At 61.0% G+C, this 17,218-nt stretch carries 14 protein-coding genes and 2 tRNA genes; 3 read left to right on the forward strand and 13 right to left on the reverse strand.

Going from position 1 to position 17,218, the window contains the following annotated elements; genetic code table 11:
- Positions 1-91: 91 nt before the first annotated feature.
- The 8 genes from rpoC to secE all read right to left on the reverse strand — a co-directional run bounded on the left by rpoC (position 92) and on the right by secE (position 12,436).
- Positions 92-4,276 carry a DNA-directed RNA polymerase subunit beta' gene (gene rpoC / locus DEVEQU_RS16990; RefSeq protein ID WP_126151791.1) on the reverse strand — a complete coding sequence of 1,395 codons (4,185 nt, stop codon included), beginning with the start codon at positions 4,274-4,276 and terminating at the stop codon, positions 92-94.
- A 79-nt stretch (positions 4,277-4,355) separates the two neighbouring features.
- Complete coding sequence (rpoB, locus tag DEVEQU_RS16995) at positions 4,356-8,498, reverse strand: DNA-directed RNA polymerase subunit beta (RefSeq protein WP_126151792.1); 4,143 nt, start codon at positions 8,496-8,498, stop codon at positions 4,356-4,358.
- 426 nt (positions 8,499-8,924) lie between these two features.
- On the reverse strand, positions 8,925-9,296 hold the full coding sequence (rplL, locus tag DEVEQU_RS17000; RefSeq protein ID WP_126151793.1) for a 50S ribosomal protein L7/L12: 372 nt from the start codon (positions 9,294-9,296) through the stop codon (positions 8,925-8,927).
- Positions 9,297-9,353: 57 nt separating this feature from the next.
- On the reverse strand, positions 9,354-9,872 hold the full coding sequence (gene rplJ / locus DEVEQU_RS17005) for a 50S ribosomal protein L10 (RefSeq protein WP_126151794.1): 519 nt from the start codon (positions 9,870-9,872) through the stop codon (positions 9,354-9,356).
- 444 nt (positions 9,873-10,316) lie between these two features.
- Positions 10,317-11,009: a 50S ribosomal protein L1 gene (gene rplA, locus DEVEQU_RS17010; protein ID WP_126151795.1), complete on the reverse strand. Its 693-nt coding sequence runs from the start codon at positions 11,007-11,009 to the stop codon at positions 10,317-10,319.
- A 5-nt stretch (positions 11,010-11,014) separates the two neighbouring features.
- Positions 11,015-11,443: a 50S ribosomal protein L11 gene (gene rplK, locus DEVEQU_RS17015; protein ID WP_126151796.1), complete on the reverse strand. Its 429-nt coding sequence runs from the start codon at positions 11,441-11,443 to the stop codon at positions 11,015-11,017.
- 227 nt (positions 11,444-11,670) lie between these two features.
- Positions 11,671-12,201, reverse strand: a complete 531-nt coding sequence (nusG, locus tag DEVEQU_RS17020) for a transcription termination/antitermination protein NusG (protein ID WP_126151797.1) — start codon at positions 12,199-12,201, stop codon at positions 11,671-11,673.
- Between the two features lie 40 nt (positions 12,202-12,241).
- Positions 12,242-12,436, reverse strand: a complete 195-nt coding sequence (gene secE / locus DEVEQU_RS17025) for a preprotein translocase subunit SecE (RefSeq protein ID WP_126151798.1) — start codon at positions 12,434-12,436, stop codon at positions 12,242-12,244.
- 255 nt (positions 12,437-12,691) lie between these two features.
- Here secE and DEVEQU_RS17030 point away from each other — a divergent pair, with 255 nt between their 5' ends.
- Positions 12,692-12,958 (forward strand): hypothetical protein, encoded by a 267-nt coding sequence (locus tag DEVEQU_RS17030; RefSeq protein WP_126151799.1) that lies wholly within the window; start codon positions 12,692-12,694, stop codon positions 12,956-12,958.
- Positions 12,959-13,267: 309 nt separating this feature from the next.
- Here the strand turns inward: DEVEQU_RS17030 and DEVEQU_RS17035 are convergent, their stop codons facing one another.
- Positions 13,268-14,017: a bestrophin-like domain gene (locus tag DEVEQU_RS17035; protein ID WP_126151800.1), complete on the reverse strand. Its 750-nt coding sequence runs from the start codon at positions 14,015-14,017 to the stop codon at positions 13,268-13,270.
- Positions 14,018-14,148: 131 nt separating this feature from the next.
- A tRNA-Trp gene (locus tag DEVEQU_RS17040) sits at positions 14,149-14,224 on the reverse strand.
- A 199-nt stretch (positions 14,225-14,423) separates the two neighbouring features.
- Between DEVEQU_RS17040 and DEVEQU_RS17045 the strand changes: the two genes are divergently transcribed.
- On the forward strand, positions 14,424-14,642 hold the full coding sequence (locus DEVEQU_RS17045; RefSeq protein ID WP_126151801.1) for a DUF6447 family protein: 219 nt from the start codon (positions 14,424-14,426) through the stop codon (positions 14,640-14,642).
- A 138-nt stretch (positions 14,643-14,780) separates the two neighbouring features.
- Positions 14,781-15,728, forward strand: a complete 948-nt coding sequence (locus DEVEQU_RS17050; RefSeq protein ID WP_126151802.1) for a hypothetical protein — start codon at positions 14,781-14,783, stop codon at positions 15,726-15,728.
- A gap of 81 nt (positions 15,729-15,809) precedes the next feature.
- On the opposite strand, the gene DEVEQU_RS17055 is transcribed toward DEVEQU_RS17050, so the two are convergent.
- From DEVEQU_RS17055 to DEVEQU_RS17065, 3 genes are all read right to left on the reverse strand, one after another.
- Positions 15,810-16,205: a hypothetical protein gene (locus tag DEVEQU_RS17055; protein ID WP_126151803.1), complete on the reverse strand. Its 396-nt coding sequence runs from the start codon at positions 16,203-16,205 to the stop codon at positions 15,810-15,812.
- Positions 16,202-16,957: a 23S rRNA (guanosine(2251)-2'-O)-methyltransferase RlmB gene (gene rlmB / locus DEVEQU_RS17060; RefSeq protein WP_223214279.1), complete on the reverse strand. Its 756-nt coding sequence runs from the start codon at positions 16,955-16,957 to the stop codon at positions 16,202-16,204. The genes DEVEQU_RS17055 and rlmB overlap by 4 nt, the downstream gene beginning before the upstream one ends.
- Before the next feature lie 37 nt (positions 16,958-16,994).
- Positions 16,995-17,079 (reverse strand) — tRNA-Tyr (locus tag DEVEQU_RS17065).
- Positions 17,080-17,218: the final 139 nt, after the last annotated feature.

Raw genomic sequence — 17,218 nt, forward strand, 5'->3', positions numbered from 1 at the left:
TGTCGCCAGAGCGATGAATGAGTGAACGCAGAATCGACGCCAAAGAAAAGGGGCCCGGAGGCCCCTTTTCCAATCTCGATCAGTAGATCGCTTACTCGGCGGCCGGCGCCGGGATAGCGGCGGTCTCGGCCTGACGACGGCGCTCTTCCAGGATCAGGTCATCGCGCTTGGACGCGATCTGCTTGGCCTTGGTCTGGCCGGCACCGGTACCCGCCGGGATCAGGCGGCCGACGATGACGTTTTCCTTGAGGCCTTCGAGCAGGTCGGCCTTGCCGGAAACGGCAGCTTCGGTGAGCACGCGGGTGGTTTCCTGGAACGACGCGGCGGACACGAACGAGCGGGTCTGCAGCGACGCCTTGGTGATGCCGAGCAGCACCGGGTTGGCAGTCGCCGGCTTCTTGCCTTCGGCCACCAGAGCATCGTTGAGCTCGTCGAAGTCCAGCTTGTCGAGCTGCTCGTCCTTGAGCAGGCCAGACTCACCTGGATCCACGATCTCGACCTTCTGCAGCATCTGGCGAACGATCACCTCGATGTGCTTGTCGTTAATCAACACGCCCTGCAGGCGATAGACTTCCTGGATCTCGTTGACGAGGTAGCGCGCCAGTTCCTCAACGCCCTTGATGGCAAGGATGTCATGCGGAGCGGGATTGCCGTCCAGGATGTATTCGCCCTTCTCGATGGTGTCGCCTTCCTGGAGGTGGAACGGCTTGCCCTTCGGGATCAAGTACTCGACCGGATCGGCACCCTCTTCGGTCGGCTCGATGATGACACGGCGCTTGTTCTTGTAGTCGCGACCGAAGCGGATGGTGCCATCGATCTCGGCGATGATGGCGTGATCCTTCGGACGACGGGCTTCGAACAGCTCGGCCACACGCGGCAGACCGCCGGTGATGTCCTTGGTCTTGGCGCTTTCGAGCGGGATACGAGCGAGAATATCACCCGGAGCGACCTTCTCGCCCGGCTCGACGTTGATAACCGCGTCGACGGAGAGCAGGTAACGGGCATCGCCACCACGTTCGACCTTGGCAACCGCACCGCCGCGGGCAATGGCGAGTGCGGGCTTGAGGCCCTCACCACGCTGGTTGCCGCGCCAGTCGATGACCACGCGCTTTGTGAAGCCAGTGGCCTCGTCGGTGTTTTCCGCAACCGAAGCACCGTCGACCAGATCCTCGAACAGGACCTCGCCTTCGACTTCGGCCAGGATCGGACGGGTGTACGGATCCCATTCAGCCAGACGCTGGCCGCGACGAACGGTGTCGCCAGCCTTGACGAGGAGCTTGGAGCCGTAGGTCACCTTGTGGGTCGCACGTTCCTTGCCTTCGCCATCCAGGATGACGAGAGCAACGTTACGGGCCATGACGACCTGCTTGCCACCTTCGACATTGGCGAGGTTCGGGTTGCGAACTTCGATCGTGCCTTCAGCGCCAGCTTCGAGGAACGAGGAGTCGACCACCTGAGCGGTACCACCGATATGGAAGGTACGCATGGTGAGCTGGGTGCCGGGTTCACCGATGGACTGCGCGGCGATAACGCCGACAGCTTCACCGATATTGACCGGGGTACCACGAGCCAGGTCGCGACCATAGCAAGCCGCGCAGCAGCCCTGGCGGAGATCGCAGGTCAGCGGCGAGCGAATGCGGATCGACTGGATGCGAGCCTCTTCGATGACGTCGACATGCTTTTCTTCGAGCAGAGTGCCCTTCGGCGCGATCAGGTCACCCGTCAAGGGGTGGAACACGTCGTCGGCAGTCGTACGGCCGAGAACGCGCTGACCGAGCGAGGCCACGATCTGGCCTGCGTCCACGATCGGCTCCATGGTGAGGCCGCGTTCGGTACCGCAATCCACCTCGATGATGATGGCGTCCTGCGCCACGTCAACGAGACGGCGGGTCAGGTAACCCGAGTTTGCGGTCTTCAGAGCGGTATCGGCCAGACCCTTGCGGGCACCGTGGGTCGAGTTGAAGTACTCGAGAACGTTGAGGCCTTCCTTGAAGTTCGCGGTGATCGGCGTTTCGATGATCGAGCCGTCCGGCTTGGCCATGAGACCGCGCATGCCGGCGAGCTGCTTCATCTGTGCCGGTGAACCACGAGCACCGGAATGGCTCATCATATAGACCGAGTTGATCGGCTTCTGACGACCCGTTTCCTTGTCGAACTGAACGGCAGCGATGCCCTTCATCATTTCTTCGGCGATCTTGTCACCGCACTTGGCCCAGGCGTCGACGACCTTGTTGTACTTTTCGCCCTGGGTGATCAGGCCGTCATTGTACTGCTGCTCGAATTCCTCGACCAGCTTACGGGTGTCTTCGACAATGGTGTACTTGGACGCCGGGATAACCATGTCGTCCTTGCCGAACGAAATGCCGGCATCACAAGCATTCTTGAAACCGAGCTGCATGACGCGGTCGCAGAAGATCACGGTCTCCTTCTGACCGCAGCCACGGTAAACCGTGTCGATCATCTTGGAGATCATCTTCTTGGTCATCAGCTGGTTCGCCGTTGCGAACGGCACCGTCGGGCTCTTGGGCAGGATCTGCCCGATGAGCATACGGCCCGGGGTCGTTTCCACGATCTCGGTGATCTCGTTGCCGTCCTTGTCCCAGGCCGGCACGCGTGCCTTGATCTTGGTGTGCAGGGTCACGACCTTGTTGTCGAGCGCGTGCTCGAGCTCGGCATAGGACGCGAACGCCATGCCTTCACCCGGCTCACCTTCGCTCATCAACGACAGGTAGTAGAGACCCAGAACGATGTCCTGGCTGGGGACGATGATCGGCTGGCCGTTGGCCGGGTGCAGGATGTTGTTGGTCGACATCATCAGCACGCGGGCTTCCAGCTGCGCCTCGAGCGACAGCGGGACGTGGACAGCCATCTGATCACCGTCGAAGTCGGCATTGAAGGCCGAGCAGACGAGCGGGTGCAGGCGGATGGCCTTGCCTTCGATCAGGATCGGCTCGAACGCCTGGATGCCCAGACGGTGCAGCGTCGGGGCGCGGTTCAGCAGCACCGGGTGCTCGCGGATGACCTCGTCCAGGATATCCCAGACTTCCGGCTTTTCCTTTTCCACCAGCTTCTTGGCCTGCTTCACCGTTGAGGAGAAGCCCTTGGCCTCGAGGCGCGAGTAGATGAACGGCTTGAACAGCTCGAGCGCCATCTTCTTGGGCAGGCCGCACTGGTGCAGCTTGAGGTAGGGACCCACAGTGATGACCGAACGACCGGAATAGTCGACGCGCTTACCGAGCAGGTTCTGGCGGAAGCGGCCCTGCTTGCCCTTGAGCATGTCGGAGAGCGACTTCAGCGGACGCTTGTTGGCACCGGTGATGGTGCGGCCACGGCGGCCGTTGTCGAACAGAGCGTCAACGGCTTCCTGCAGCATGCGCTTTTCGTTGCGGATGATGATGTCCGGGGCGCGGAGCTCGATCAGGCGCTTCAGGCGGTTGTTGCGGTTGATGACGCGACGATAGAGGTCGTTGAGATCGGACGTGGCAAAGCGGCCACCATCCAGCGGCACCAGCGGGCGCAGCTCGGGCGGAATGACCGGAATGACGGTCATGATCATCCATTCGGGCTTGTTGCCCGATACGATGAACTGTTCGACGATCTTCAGGCGCTTGGCGAGCTTCTTGGGCTTAAGTTCAGTCGTGGCCTCGGCAATTTCGACGCGCAGATCGGCGGCGATCTTTTCGAGGTCGAGCCCGAGCAGGATGTCGCGAATGGCTTCAGCGCCGATCTTGGCGGTGAAGGTGTCGGCACCGTATTCGTCCTGGGCGTCGAGGAACTGCTCTTCGGTCAGGAGCTCGTTCTGGGTGAACGGGGTAAGACCTGGATCGAGAACGACATAGTTTTCGAAGTAAAGGATACGCTCGATATCCTTAAGCGTCATGTCGAGCAGCAGGGCAATGCGGCTCGGCAAAGACTTCAGGAACCAGATGTGAGCAACCGGAGCGGCGAGCTCAATATGGCCCATGCGCTCACGACGAACGCGGCTCAGCGTGACTTCGACGCCGCACTTTTCGCAGATGACACCCTTGAACTTCATGCGCTTGTACTTGCCGCACAAGCATTCGTAGTCCTTCACGGGGCCAAAGATGCGCGCGCAGAACAGACCATCGCGCTCAGGCTTGAACGTACGATAGTTGATGGTCTCGGGCTTCTTGATCTCGCCATAGGACCAGGAAAGGATCTTTTCCGGGCTGGCGATCGAGATCTTCATCTGATCGAAAGTCTGGACGGGGACGGCCGGGTTGAACGGGTCCATGACGTGGGAATGATGATTCATCAGTTCTCTCCTCTATCCGCCCAGAACGCGAGTATGACCGCATTCTGAACGGAAGGTGAATGGGGTTGGAAGTGCCGGATTATTCCGCCGCTTCCTGAGGAGGAGCGAGTTCGCCTTCGGCCTCGCTCTGCGGAGCCGCAAGCTCCCGATTGTCCAGCTCGACATTGAGACCCAGCGAGCGGATTTCCTTGACGAGAACGTTGAAGCTCTCGGGGATACCCGCCTCGAAGGTGTCGTCGCCACGCACGATGGCTTCGTAGACCTTGGTACGGCCGGCCACGTCGTCTGACTTGATGGTGAGCATTTCCTGCAGCGTATAGGCGGCGCCATATGCTTCGAGGGCCCACACCTCCATCTCGCCGAAGCGCTGGCCACCGAACTGCGCCTTGCCGCCCAGCGGCTGCTGGGTAACGAGCGAGTAAGGACCGATGGAACGGGCGTGGATCTTGTTGTCCACCAGGTGGTCGAGCTTGAGCATGTAGATGTAGCCCACCGTCACCTGACGGTCGAACTGCTCACCAGTACGGCCGTCGAAGACAGTCGACTGACCCGACGGCTTCAGCCCTGCCCGCTCGAGCATGACCACGATGTCGGCTTCCTTGGCCCCATCGAACACAGGCGTCGCGATCGGCACACCCTTGGAGAGGTGTTCGCCCAGGCGCAGCATGCCGTCATCGTCGAGGTCGGTAATGGCCTCGTCATTGGCAAACAGCTCCTTGATCTCGGCGCGCAGCGGCTTGAGATCGCCCTTAGCGTGATAGGCGCGAACCATCTGGTCGATCTTCTTGCCCATGCCGGCGCAAGCCCAGCCCAGATGTGTCTCGAGGATCTGACCCACATTCATGCGCGACGGCACGCCCAGCGGGTTGAGCACGATGTCAACCGACGTACCGTCTTCCAGGTACGGCATGTCTTCCACCGGCACGATACGCGAAACAACGCCCTTGTTGCCGTGACGGCCGGCCATCTTGTCGCCCGGCTGGATCTTGCGCTTGGTGGCGATGAAGACCTTGACCATCTTCATCACGCCCGGCGGAAGTTCGTCACCGCGCTGCAGCTTGTCGACCTTGTCGATGAAACGCTGTTCGAGCAGACGACGGCTCTCTTCATACTGAGCATGAAGGGCTTCCATCTCGGTCATGACCTTGTCGTCATCGACCGCGAACTGCCACCACTTCGACCGCGGCTGCGCTTCGAAGATGGAGTCATTGAGCTTGGTGCCGACGACATAGCCCTTCGGGCCTGCGGTCGCGGCCTTGCCGAACAGCATTTCCTTCAGACGTGCATAGACGTTACGGTCGAGGATCGACTGTTCGTCGTCACGGTCCTTGGCGAGGCGTTCGATTTCCTCGCGCTCGATGGCCATGGCGCGCTCGTCCTTGTCGATGCCGTGGCGATTGAACACGCGCACTTCAACGACAGTACCAGCATCGCCCGGGGGCACGCGGAGTGAGGTGTCGCGAACGTCGGAAGCCTTTTCGCCGAAGATGGCGCGGAGGAGCTTTTCTTCCGGCGTCATCGGCGATTCACCCTTGGGGGTGATCTTGCCGACCAGAATGTCGCCCGGCATGACCTCGGCACCGATATGGACGATACCGGCTTCGTCGAGGTTCTTCAGAGCTTCTTCCGAGACGTTCGGAATGTCGCGCGTGATTTCTTCCGGACCAAGCTTGGTGTCGCGGGCCATGACTTCATATTCCTCGATATGGATCGAGGTGAAGACGTCCTGCATCGCGATCTTCTCGGAAAGCAGGATGGAGTCTTCGAAGTTGTAGCCGTTCCAGGGCATGAAGGCGACGAGCACGTTGCGGCCCAGAGCGAGATCGCCCAGTTCCGTCGACGGGCCGTCGGCAATGATGTCGCCGGCATTGATGTGGTCACCCACCACAACCAGCGGACGCTGGTTGATACAGGTCGACTGGTTCGAACGCTGGAACTTCATCAGGTTGTAGATGTCGACGCCCGACTTCGATGCATCGGTTTCTTCCGTTGCACGAATAACGATACGGGTCGCGTCCACCTGGTCCACGATACCGGTCCGCTTGGCCACGATAGCGGCGCCGGAGTCACGGGCCACGACGGGCTCCATGCCGGTGCCCACGAACGGAGCTTCGGCGCGCAGCAGCGGCACGGCCTGACGCTGCATGTTCGAGCCCATCAGAGCGCGGTTGGCGTCGTCGTTTTCAAGGAACGGGATCAGCGAGGCGGCAACCGACACCATCTGCTTGGGAGAAACGTCCATCAGGTCGACATTTTCCTTGGGCGTCAGGCCGTTGTCACCAGCATGGCGCGCCACGACCAGGTCGTCCTTCAGCGTGCCGTCAGCGTTGAACTGCACGTTGGCCTGGGCGACGTAGTGCTTGGCCTCTTCCATGGCGGAGAGATAGACCACATCCTCGGTCAGCTTGCCGTCGACGATCTTGCGGTACGGAGTCTCGATGAAACCGTACTTGTTGACGCGGGCAAAGGTCGAGAGCGAGTTGATCAGGCCGATATTCGGGCCTTCCGGCGTCTCGATCGGGCAGATACGGCCGTAATGGGTCGGATGCACGTCGCGGACTTCAAAGCCCGCACGCTCACGGGTGAGACCACCAGGTCCAAGCGCCGAAAGACGACGCTTATGGGTGATTTCCGAGAGCGGATTGGTCTGGTCCATGAACTGCGACAGCTGCGAGGAGCCGAAGAACTCGCGCACGGCGGCAGCAGCCGGCTTGGCGTTGATCAGGTCCTGCGGCATCACCGTGTCGATTTCGACCGAACTCATGCGCTCCTTGATGGCGCGCTCCATGCGGAGCAGGCCAAGGCGATAGGAGTTTTCCATGAGTTCGCCGACCGAACGAACGCGGCGGTTGCCGAGATTGTCAATGTCGTCGATTTCGCCACGCCCATCGCGGAGGTCGACCAAGGTACGGACGACTTCGACAATGTCTTCCTTGCGCAGCGTGCGCATGGTGTCCGGAGCGTCGAGCTCAAGGCGCATGTTCATCTTGACGCGGCCGACCGCAGACAGGTCATAGCGCTCGCTGTCGAAGAACAGCGACTGGAACATGGCTTCGGCAGTTTCGACGGTCGGCGGCTCACCCGGACGCATGACGCGGTAGATGTCGAACAGAGCGTCTTCGCGGCTCTCATTCTTGTCCACGGCCAGCGTGTTGCGGATATAGGCGCCAATGGTGATGTGGTCGATGTCGAGCAGCGGCAGCTCGTCAAAGCCCATATCGACCAGCTTGGTAAGCAGCTTCTCGTCGATCTCGTCGCCGGCTTCGGCGTAGATCTCACCGGTCTTGAGGTTGACCAGGTCTTCGGCCAGATACATGCCGAAGAGGTCGGCATCGACGGCCAAGAGGTGGGTAAGGCCGTTCTCGGCCAACTTCTTGGCCTGGCGAGCGGAGAGCTTCTTGCCACCCTCATGCACGACGTCGCCAGTGGTGGCGTCGATCAGGTCGTGGGTCGGCTTGGCGCCCTTCCACTTCTCGGCATCGTAGGGAACGCGCCAGCCCTTCTCGGTCTTTTCGTACTGCAGGGTGTTGTAATAGGTCGCGAGGATTTCCTCGGCGTCCATGCCAAGCGCCTTGAGCAGCGAGGTGACCGGAATCTTGCGGCGACGGTCGATACGCGCATAGACGATGTCCTTGGCGTCGAATTCGATATCGAGCCAGGAACCGCGATAGGGAATGATGCGGCCAGCGAACAGCAGCTTGCCCGAGGAATGGGTCTTGCCCTTGTCGTGGTCAAAGAACACGCCAGGCGAACGGTGCATCTGCGAAACGATGACGCGCTCGGTGCCATTGACGATGAAGGTGCCATTCGACGTCATGAAGGGCATGTCGCCCATATAGACGTCCTGCTCCTTGATGTCCTTGACCGAACGGGCGCCGGTTTCCTCGTCCACTTCGAACACGATCAGCCGCAGCGTCACCTTGAGCGGGGCAGCAAACGTGATGTCGCGCGCACGGCACTCTTCGATGTCATATTTAGGCTGTTCGAATTCGTAACGCACGAATTCGAGGCTGGCAGTGTTCGAGAAGTCGGTGATGGGGAACACCGAGCGGAACACGGACTGCAGTCCCTCATCGGAACGACCGCCCTTGGGCTCGTTGACCATCAGAAACTGATCATAGGAAGCCTTTTGGACTTCGATCAGGTTGGGCATGTCCGTGACTTCGCGGATGGACCCGAAGGACTTGCGAACCTTGCGGCGGCCGTTGAACGTGGTAGCCATGAAAGCTCCTGCTTGAAATTGCTCGAACCACCCCTGCCCCGAACCTCACGGCTCGCAGCACAAGGATGGCCCAATACGCTTGTCTCGGAGGCAGATAACCAAAGACCCGACAATCAGCCGTCGGATATCGGGTTATATGCCCGGTCTATTCGTCGTCGGGCTCAATCCGATGGCACAAAAAATCCCACCCCGAGCCCGGGGAGTGAGATCACAACGACGTGATCAGCAGCTAACTCCCCGCAGCAGGACAGTCCCACAGCGAGGCATCAGAGGCTTGCACGTGCCCGTGACATCAAAAATCGTCATATATTTCCGCAAATTGGCGTCAGACCCATCCAATCGGCCCGACGAATCGCTTCCGTAGAAACGAAGAAGCGAAATGGCACATAAAGCGCCATTTCGCATTTTTCAAGGCAAAAGACGAACTTACTTGAGTTCGACCTTGGCGCCAGCGTCTTCCAGCTTCTTCTTGATGTCTTCGGCTTCAGCCTTGGTGACACCTTCCTTGACAGCCTTCGGAGCACCTTCAACCAGGGCCTTGGCTTCGCCGAGACCCAGGCCGGTGATGGCGCGGACTTCCTTGATGACGTTGATCTTGTTGTCGCCGAAGGAGGCGAGGATCACGTCAAATTCGGTCTTTTCTTCAGCGGCGGCAGCAGCCGGACCAGCAGCGGCAGCAACAGCAACCGGAGCAGCGGCGGAAACGCCCCACTTTTCTTCGAGCATCTTGGACAGTTCGGAAGCTTCCAGAACGGTCAGGGCAGAGAGGTCATCAACGAGCTTGGCGAGATCGGCCATTTTATACTCTTTTCAGATTTGAGTTCAGTTCGAACAGGGTTGTTTGGTCGGAACGGCTTATGCCGCTTCGCTCTTTTCGGCGTGAGCCTTGAGAACGCGAGCAATGCCCGCGCCCGGCTGCACGAGAATGGAAGCGATGTTGGTTGCCGGCTGCTTGACCAGACCTGCGAGCTTCGCGCGCAGTTCGTCGAGCGAGGGCAGAGTGGCCAGGGTCTTGACGCCAGCAGCGTCGAGAACCGTCGGACCCATTGCACCGCCGAGGATAACGAACTTTTGGTTCTTATCGGCGAATGCCGCTGCGATTTTCGGCGCAACGATCGGATCTTCTGCGTAGGCAATCACGGTCGGGCCGGTAAACAGGCCCGAGATGTCCGCGACATCGACTTCCTTAAGAGCGAGCTTGGCAAGGCGGTTCTTGGCGACTTTGACCTTGCCGCCTGCCTTCTTGACCTGCACGCGCAGATCAGTGAACGCAGCAACGGAAAGACCAACGTTCTGCGCGACGACGATCGATCCAGCGCCCGCGAGGGCTTCCTGGAGCGACGCTACGACTTCGCGCTTTTCCGCTTTTTCCATGCTAGTCTCCACTAGACTAGGCCCAGAATGCCCGAGAGCATGCAGGGACCATTGCCAATTGCTGCCCCCTGCCCTCATCGGACCGGGGAACAACGGTTAGGTGCCTGCCAACCGAGTGCCCCAGGGGGCAACTGGCTTAGGTTCGAACCGAAAGGGCCTTGCGGCCTGAGATCGGTGCTCACCCCGTCTATTGCTGGCTCCATCTGGAATTAACGGCATGACGCCGACCGGCAGTCTCGGACAGGACTTTTCAACTCTGGGCCGAAGCCCGCGGCTGAAACACCGGACGGCGAACCGCCCGGAATTTTGTGGTGCGTGAGATGATGTCACCCACCATGCGGCCCCGGATTGCATCCAAGGGCAAGTCTGAGCGCGGCACTTAGCCATGAATTGCCCCCGGGTCAAGCCCGAGGGCGGCTCATGCTGCGTTCAGAGCAATGCGGCTTAGATGGCCGTGCCGGGTTCGACATGGACGCCTGGGCCCATGGTCGAGGAAACGGCGACCTTCTTGACATAGGTGCCCTTGGCGCCAGCCGGCTTGGACTTCACGACGGCGTCGGTGAACGCCTTGATGTTTTCCAGCAGTGCGTCTTCGGAGAACGAGACCTTGCCGATACCGGCATGGATGATACCAGCCTTCTCGACGCGGTACTCGACAGCGCCACCCTTGGCAGCACCGACAGCACCCTTGACGTCCATGGTCACGGTGCCGACCTTGGGGTTCGGCATCAGGTTGCGCGGGCCCAGGATCTTACCGAGACGGCCAACCAGCGGCATCATGTCCGGCGTGGCAATGCAGCGATCGAAATCGAGCTTGCCGCCCTGGATGGTCTCGAGCAGGTCTTCGGCGCCGACGATGTCAGCACCAGCGGCCTTCGCTTCGTCAGCCTTGGCGCCACGGGCGAACACGGCGACGCGGACGGTCTTGCCAGTGCCGTTGGGCAGGTTGACGACGCCACGGACCATCTGGTCGGCGTGACGCGGGTCGACGCCCAGATTCATCGCGATCTCGACGGTCTCGTCGAACTTGGCGGAAGCCTTGGACTTCACCAGCTTGACGGCGTCCTGAAGCGAATAGAGCTTGGTGCGGTCGATGCCTTCACGGCCGGCGGCGACCTTCTTTGCGATCTTTGCCATTGTTATCAGCCCTCGACCTGGATGCCCATGGAACGGGCGGAACCGGCAATCATCGACACGGCGGCGTCGATATTGTCGGCATTGAGATCCTTCATCTTCTTCTCGGCAATGTCACGCAGCTGAGCCGTCGTGATGGTGCCGGCCGATTCCTTGCCCGGGTTCTTCGAACCGGACTTGAGGTTGACGGCCTTCTTGATGAAGTAGGTGACGGGCGGCTGCTTCATCTCGAACGTGAAGCTCTTGTCCGCATAGGCGGTGATCACCACCGGAATGGGCGAACCCTTTTCCATTTCCTGCGTAGCCGCGTTGAAGGCCTTGCAGAATTCCATGATGTTCAGACCGCGCTGACCCAGCGCGGGGCCGATCGGCGGGGACGGTGTGGCCGAACCGGCCGGCACCTGCAGCTTGACATAGCCAGTGATTTTCTTTGCCATTTTATCCTCTCAGTGGTCACAAGCGACCGATAAGGCCGTGGTTCGGAGTGCATAGGCGGCTTGGCGACCGCCATCCCCTTCCACGGGTTTTGCCGGGCGAACCCGACAGTCTCCGGCTCACGCCGGAATTCTGTTGCGATTTCAGGCTAACGCCAAAACCGCTGGACCATTTTGGCTTGCACCAAAAGGCCGGGTGCGATTTTTGGCTGACGCCAAAAACGCTGGGATCAGATCTTTTCGACCTGACCGTATTCGAGCTCCACCGGAGTGGGGCGACCGAAGATCGACACCTCGACCTTGAGGCGCGAACGCTCCTCGTCCACCTCTTCGACGACGCCGTTGAAGCTGGCGAAGGGGCCATCCGACACGCGGACATTCTCGCCGACCTCGAAGCTGACGGACGGCTTGGGGTGATCCACGCCCTCCTGCACCTGCTGCAGGATCGACATCGCCTCACGCTCGGAAATCGGCATGGGCTTGTTGTCGGCACCGAGGAAGCCGGTGACCTTGGGCGTGTTCTTGATCAGATGGAACGCCTCGTCGGTCATGTCCATCTTCACCAGCACATAGCCGGGAAAGAACTTGCGCTCCGTGTCGACCTTGCGGCCGCGACGGATCTCGACGACCTTTTCGGTCGGCACGATCACATCTTCAAACAGGTGGTCGAGCTTCTTCTGCGCAACCTTCTGACGGATGTCTTCCGCCACCTTGCGCTCGAAGTTCGAATACGCCTGAACGATATACCAGCGCTTGGCCATGAAAGGGTCGCCGCTCCCAAAAAACCTGAAAAAGACCCGACTAGCGGATCGACAGCATCAAAGACACAAGCCAGGAGATGATCTGGTCAGCCGCCAGGAAGAACAGGCTGGCAAAGGCAACCAGAACGAGAACCATGATCGTCGAGATCACGACTTCGCTGCGGCCCGGCCAGGTGACCTTGCTGACTTCCGAGCGAACCTGTTGAAGAAACTGGACTGGGTTCGGACGGGCCATGGGCAAATCAACTCTTGGGTGTTTTGGTGCAAAACCAAAGGCCGCGCAGGAATCCCGCACGGCTGGAGATTGGGGCGTATCTAGAGACTTTGACCGCACAATGCAACAGCCCTCGCCCAGATTCTGCGCGCCGCGCCGCGTGAGGCTTTTCCACCGCCCTTAACGATAAGTGCAAAAGTATGTGGAAAGTCCTTGCGTGTCGGACCGCGTTGCATTTGGATTGAAATGCGACGAAATCGTGGCACGGAGGACGCCATGTCGTTTGAGGTCATCGGCTGCCAGCTCATGCACTACGGCCCGGATGCGGCATTGCCGAACCGGGTGCGCGGTCTGGTTCGCGTGCGAATCCGCGAAACCTTCATGGGCAATCGCATGGAATACGCGCTCGATCTCAAGGTCAAGGCCGATTGCGGCCGTGTCACCTCCGACCAGGTGCGCACCGCCCTGCTCTCCCACGCCGCCCACCAGCTCAATAGGCTCAAGGCCCGTCACCAGGACAAGGTCCCGGTCGCAGCCGAATAGGCGGCCTCAACAGGCGATGGCTTAGGGAACCCTGCTCGATCATGAGCGGAGCTTCCCCGTGCTTCATATCCGCTCGATAAGTTCACGCTGTGGCTGATGCGGCTCTGTTGCGCCTCCCCCTTAAGGCAGCGCGCGCGTGGGGGCCGCCAGTCAGCACACTGCCTCCCCCGCACCGTGCCGCCCTCGGGCTTGCCCCAGGGCCATGCTCCATGCGCGCGAATACAGCGGTGGCTCGCCGACGGGCACTCGGGTCGAGCCCGAGGGCGGAATGGGGATCGTGGCGCCTGTCCCGCCAAAAACCTGAAAACCCTAGATCGGCGTCTCCCCGATGATGGAGGAGCTCAGCTGCAATTTGACCCCCAGGAACGGGTCGGAATGCAGACCCAATATGGCGAGGCTCACGAACACCACCACCGAGAACAGCATCAACGCATTGCGCCCGGCCTTGGGCACCGCGGCATGAGTAAGCGCGATATTGATGGTGGCGAGGATGGTGAGGCTGATGACCAGATACCACTTCGTCTCGTCAACGACGCTTTGCCCGATGGCCAAGCGCTCATTGCGGGCGTCCTGTAACTCGTCGAAGTCCCGCACGATCTTGGCGATCAAGGCACTGTTGGCGCCGTCCCGCGTCATCTGGATGATGGCCAGGCGGATGGACTGCACTGCCTTGTCCACGGTTGGATTGGCGGCGCGGTTATGCCCATCGATCCATTCCAACTGCATCGCCGCGTGCGCATAGTCCTTCGCGGATTGATAAATCTCCGGCAGGTCCAGCGCCCCGGGTTCCGACACACCCATCAGCCTGGTGATCGCCGAGCGCTCTGACAGGGCCACATGGTCGGCGCGGGCATTGAGGGCCCAGATATCGGAGGCTGCAAAACCCAGCGATAGTGCCCATGCGGTGGAGACCATGCCCAGAAAGGCGGCGATAGGCACCTGCTCTGTGACGTTGGGCGAATAGGTGCGGATGCCGCGGATCACCAGCAGGCCAAGGCCGAGGCAGATCAGCGCGAATGCAAACAAGACGGCCAGATAAGCCACGAATGGCAAAGACAATATGGCCTGCACCGGCGCCCCCCCCTGATTCGACCCAGGGCATAAAGCTGGCAAGTTCAGCAGCGACTGTCCACGCCAAGTTCTGCGCAGATAGACGTCACATCAAGACCACAGATGTCTGGAAAATTGCCTGGCAGGGGCTGGGGGACTCGAACCCACGACCCTCGGTTTTGGAGACCGATGCTCTACCAACTGAGCTAAACCCCTTCAGGCGAGGCCGTGTCTACTGGCAAAGCCGGATTGATGCAAGAGGCTCCGTCAACCGATCTGCGCAAAACCGGTTGAAGATGAGCGGCCGCCGGCACGCGCGCCGTGTTTTCCTCAGCTTTCACCGGGCTTTGCATGGCCAAGGACCCAGCATCCCCCTAAGTTCGGCCCCAAAAGCCCCAGCGAAAAGAAGAGGACCATGACTGAAACAATCACTATCGACGGCCGTAGCTACGCGCTTGCCGATCTGCCGGCTGCCGCACGCGAACAGATCAACAATGTGCAGGTGACCGACCAGGAAATCGCCCGACTGCAGATGCGCCTGGCCATTGCACAGACGGCGCGCGCCGCCTATGCCCGGGCCCTGCAGGACTCCATGGCACAAGCGACACCGACACAGGGCGACGTGACCAACTAAATGCTCTCTCCAGCACGTTCGGGCGCCGCGGCGGTCATGGATCGTCCAGCGCCGCGCCGTCCGCTTTATCCCAGCGAACCAAGACCGGTAACCTCACCCTTACAGATCGAGTTGTCGCAGCGCTTCCTGGAGCCGGCCTTGCCTGCCCTCGTAGCCTATTTCCTGGCTGTTCGCCTGTCGCTGGACCCGATCATGGAGGCGCGGCAACCGAGTAAGCTGGGCAAGCCCTACCCGCTCGGCCAATGCCTTGAAATCGCCCGCGCTGCCGAACACGCAGTGCGCGACAGAAGCCAGCCGCATTTCGACGGCCTGGCCGGCGAGGGCCGCCGCGCCTATGTGAACTATATGGCCGCCGGCGGCGTGTTCCGGCGTGTCTGGGGGGATCTGCGCGGCAAGTTCTTCCAGAACGCCTTTCAGCTCGGCACGCTCTATGTCGACGTTTCCAACGACACGGTGACCCCGACCAAGCCCAAGGTGGAAATCCTGCCCTTTGCGGAGGCCGACCTCAACGCCATCCGCGATTTCGGCCATTTCCGGGAAATCGTGCAGCTCTATTGGGGCGGGAGGACCTATCCCAACCATCTGCTGCCCGAGCTCGCCCCCTATTGCCCGGTGATTCACATCAACGAGTTCGGCATAGCCTCGGTCCGCGAGCCCACCGACTACATGGTGGCCATGACCCGCGGCGACCGCTTCGCCTCGGCCCAAGCGATCCTGGCGGAGCCGGCCATGCCCGAACCGCTGTTCCGCTTGCTCGCCGCCGGGCTGGCGGCGCAGAACTGCGCGCCGGCGGCCAGCATCGAGGCCGGACGACGCGCGGGCATCGAGAAATGCCGCAAATACCGCGCCAAGCGCTGGTATGCCAACGAGACCATATCTCTCAAATGGATTGCCGAGGCCACGCGGCTGAAGCCGATCCAGACGGGAGCTCCGAAAGCGCAACCGCACGATGCCAGAATCATGGAGCTCAAGGCATCGCTGCAGGCAACGGACCAGGAAATCGCCGAACTCGAGGCGCGGCTGGCTATCGCCCGGACGGCGCGGGCTGCCTATGCGCGGTCGGCTCTGGACCTGCTGGCCTCATAAAAACTCAGGGCGCCAACGCGCCCTGACCAATACCATATTCGAGATGAGTCTCGGCAGCGGGCGAAACGGCCCGCGGCACGCTCAGGCGTCGTCGTCGTCATCCTCGACATCGACCAGATAGACCGAGAATTCGATATCGACACCGAGCGTGGCTATGGCGGCGGCGGCGTGGGCCGGGAGGCGGGCGGACATGGATTCGCCTTCGCTGGGATAGTCGAAGGCGATATCGAGCACGGCGCGGCCGATGCGGCGATCCTCGAGCATGGCGGCCAGCGCCGGGCCGGAGCGATCGGCGAGCTCGAGAATGGCGCGGACGGGATTGTTCACCGGCACGTCGACCTGGGCATAGAAGCTGTTGTCGGCATCCTCGGGCTCATAACGCACGCTCAATTGCTTGAGGGCGGTATCGAGGGCATGCTGGTCGACGGTAACGCCGGACAGGCGCAGGGCAATGGCGAAGGGCTCGAACTGGCTCATGAGACGCGTCCCGCTGTGGCGGCGAAGAGCGCAATGGCAGCCGCATTGGAAACATTGAGCGACTTGATTGGGCCCGGCATGTCGAGCCGCACCATTTCGTCGCAAAGCTCACGCGTGCGCTGGCGCAGGCCTTTGCCCTCGGCCCCCATCACCACCACCATCGGCCGGTCATCGGTGCGCGGACGCAACTGCTCGCTGGCCTCGGAATCAAAGCCGAGCACGGTCATGCCGCGGGCCTTGAGTGTCTCGAGCGCATTGCCCAGATTGCGCACCTCGATCATCGGCACAAGATCGAGCGCGCCGGAGGCGGCCTTGGCCATGACGCCGGTCTCGCGCGGCGAATGGCGGGCTGTGGTGATCACCGCATCGGCGCCGAAGGCACAGGCGGTGCGCAGGATGGCGCCGACATTGTGCGGATCGGTGAGCTGGTCGAGCACCACCACGAGCTTGGGCTGGGCGATATCGTCGAGGCCGAAGCGGCTGACCGGATCAACCTCCAGCGCCACGCCCTGATGCACGGCTTCGCCGCCAAGCAGGCGATCAAGCTCCTTGGGGGTGGTTTCGGTGACCTTGACCTTGCCGATCTCGCCGCCTTCCTTGAGGCGATTGAGCCCGTTGGGCGTGGCCAGCAGCGCCTTCTTGATGCGCAATGGATTATCCAGCGCGGCGCGCACCGTGTGCAGGCCATAGAGATAGACCGGCCCGGTATCGGGATCGTATTTCGGCTTTGGGGGGAACTTGTTGCGGCTCATGCCTTGGCGCCTTGTTTGACGCATGCCCCGGGGCGGGTGGTGGAGGGGACTGGATTCGAACCAGTGTAGCCTAAGGCGTCAGATTTACAGTCTGATGGATTTAACCACTCTCCCACCCCTCCACATTTCCGGGCAGGAAACGAAGCGCTGTGCGTTTCGTCGGGCGGTTTATGGTGGGCTGTCGCAAGAGTGTCAACACCCAAGAGCATGAACCCCAAAAGAAAATGTCATCTCCCCCAATTTGTCGCCTCGCCCCTGCCC

The organism is Devosia equisanguinis (assembly GCF_900631955.1).
Lineage (GTDB): Bacteria > Pseudomonadota > Alphaproteobacteria > Rhizobiales > Devosiaceae > Devosia > Devosia equisanguinis.

Excerpts from the sequence above, each read along its gene's own strand:
- rplJ (WP_126151794.1), bottom strand. The coding sequence starts at position 9,872 with ATGGAAAAAGCGGAAAAGCGCGAAGTCGTAGCGTCGCTCCAGGAAGCC.
- DEVEQU_RS17045 (WP_126151801.1), top strand. The coding sequence starts at position 14,424 with ATGACTGAAACAATCACTATCGACGGCCGTAGCTACGCGCTTGCCGAT.
- DEVEQU_RS17030 (WP_126151799.1), top strand. The coding sequence starts at position 12,692 with ATGTCGTTTGAGGTCATCGGCTGCCAGCTCATGCACTACGGCCCGGAT.
- secE (WP_126151798.1), bottom strand. The coding sequence starts at position 12,436 with ATGGCCCGTCCGAACCCAGTCCAGTTTCTTCAACAGGTTCGCTCGGAA.
- nusG (WP_126151797.1), bottom strand. The coding sequence starts at position 12,201 with ATGGCCAAGCGCTGGTATATCGTTCAGGCGTATTCGAACTTCGAGCGC.
- rlmB (WP_223214279.1), bottom strand. The coding sequence starts at position 16,957 with ATGAGCCGCAACAAGTTCCCCCCAAAGCCGAAATACGATCCCGATACC.
- rpoB (WP_126151792.1), bottom strand. The coding sequence starts at position 8,498 with ATGGCTACCACGTTCAACGGCCGCCGCAAGGTTCGCAAGTCCTTCGGG.
- rplK (WP_126151796.1), bottom strand. The coding sequence starts at position 11,443 with ATGGCAAAGAAAATCACTGGCTATGTCAAGCTGCAGGTGCCGGCCGGT.
- rpoC (WP_126151791.1), bottom strand. The coding sequence starts at position 4,276 with ATGAATCATCATTCCCACGTCATGGACCCGTTCAACCCGGCCGTCCCC.
- DEVEQU_RS17055 (WP_126151803.1), bottom strand. The coding sequence starts at position 16,205 with ATGAGCCAGTTCGAGCCCTTCGCCATTGCCCTGCGCCTGTCCGGCGTT.
- rplL (WP_126151793.1), bottom strand. The coding sequence starts at position 9,296 with ATGGCCGATCTCGCCAAGCTCGTTGATGACCTCTCTGCCCTGACCGTT.
- rplA (WP_126151795.1), bottom strand. The coding sequence starts at position 11,009 with ATGGCAAAGATCGCAAAGAAGGTCGCCGCCGGCCGTGAAGGCATCGAC.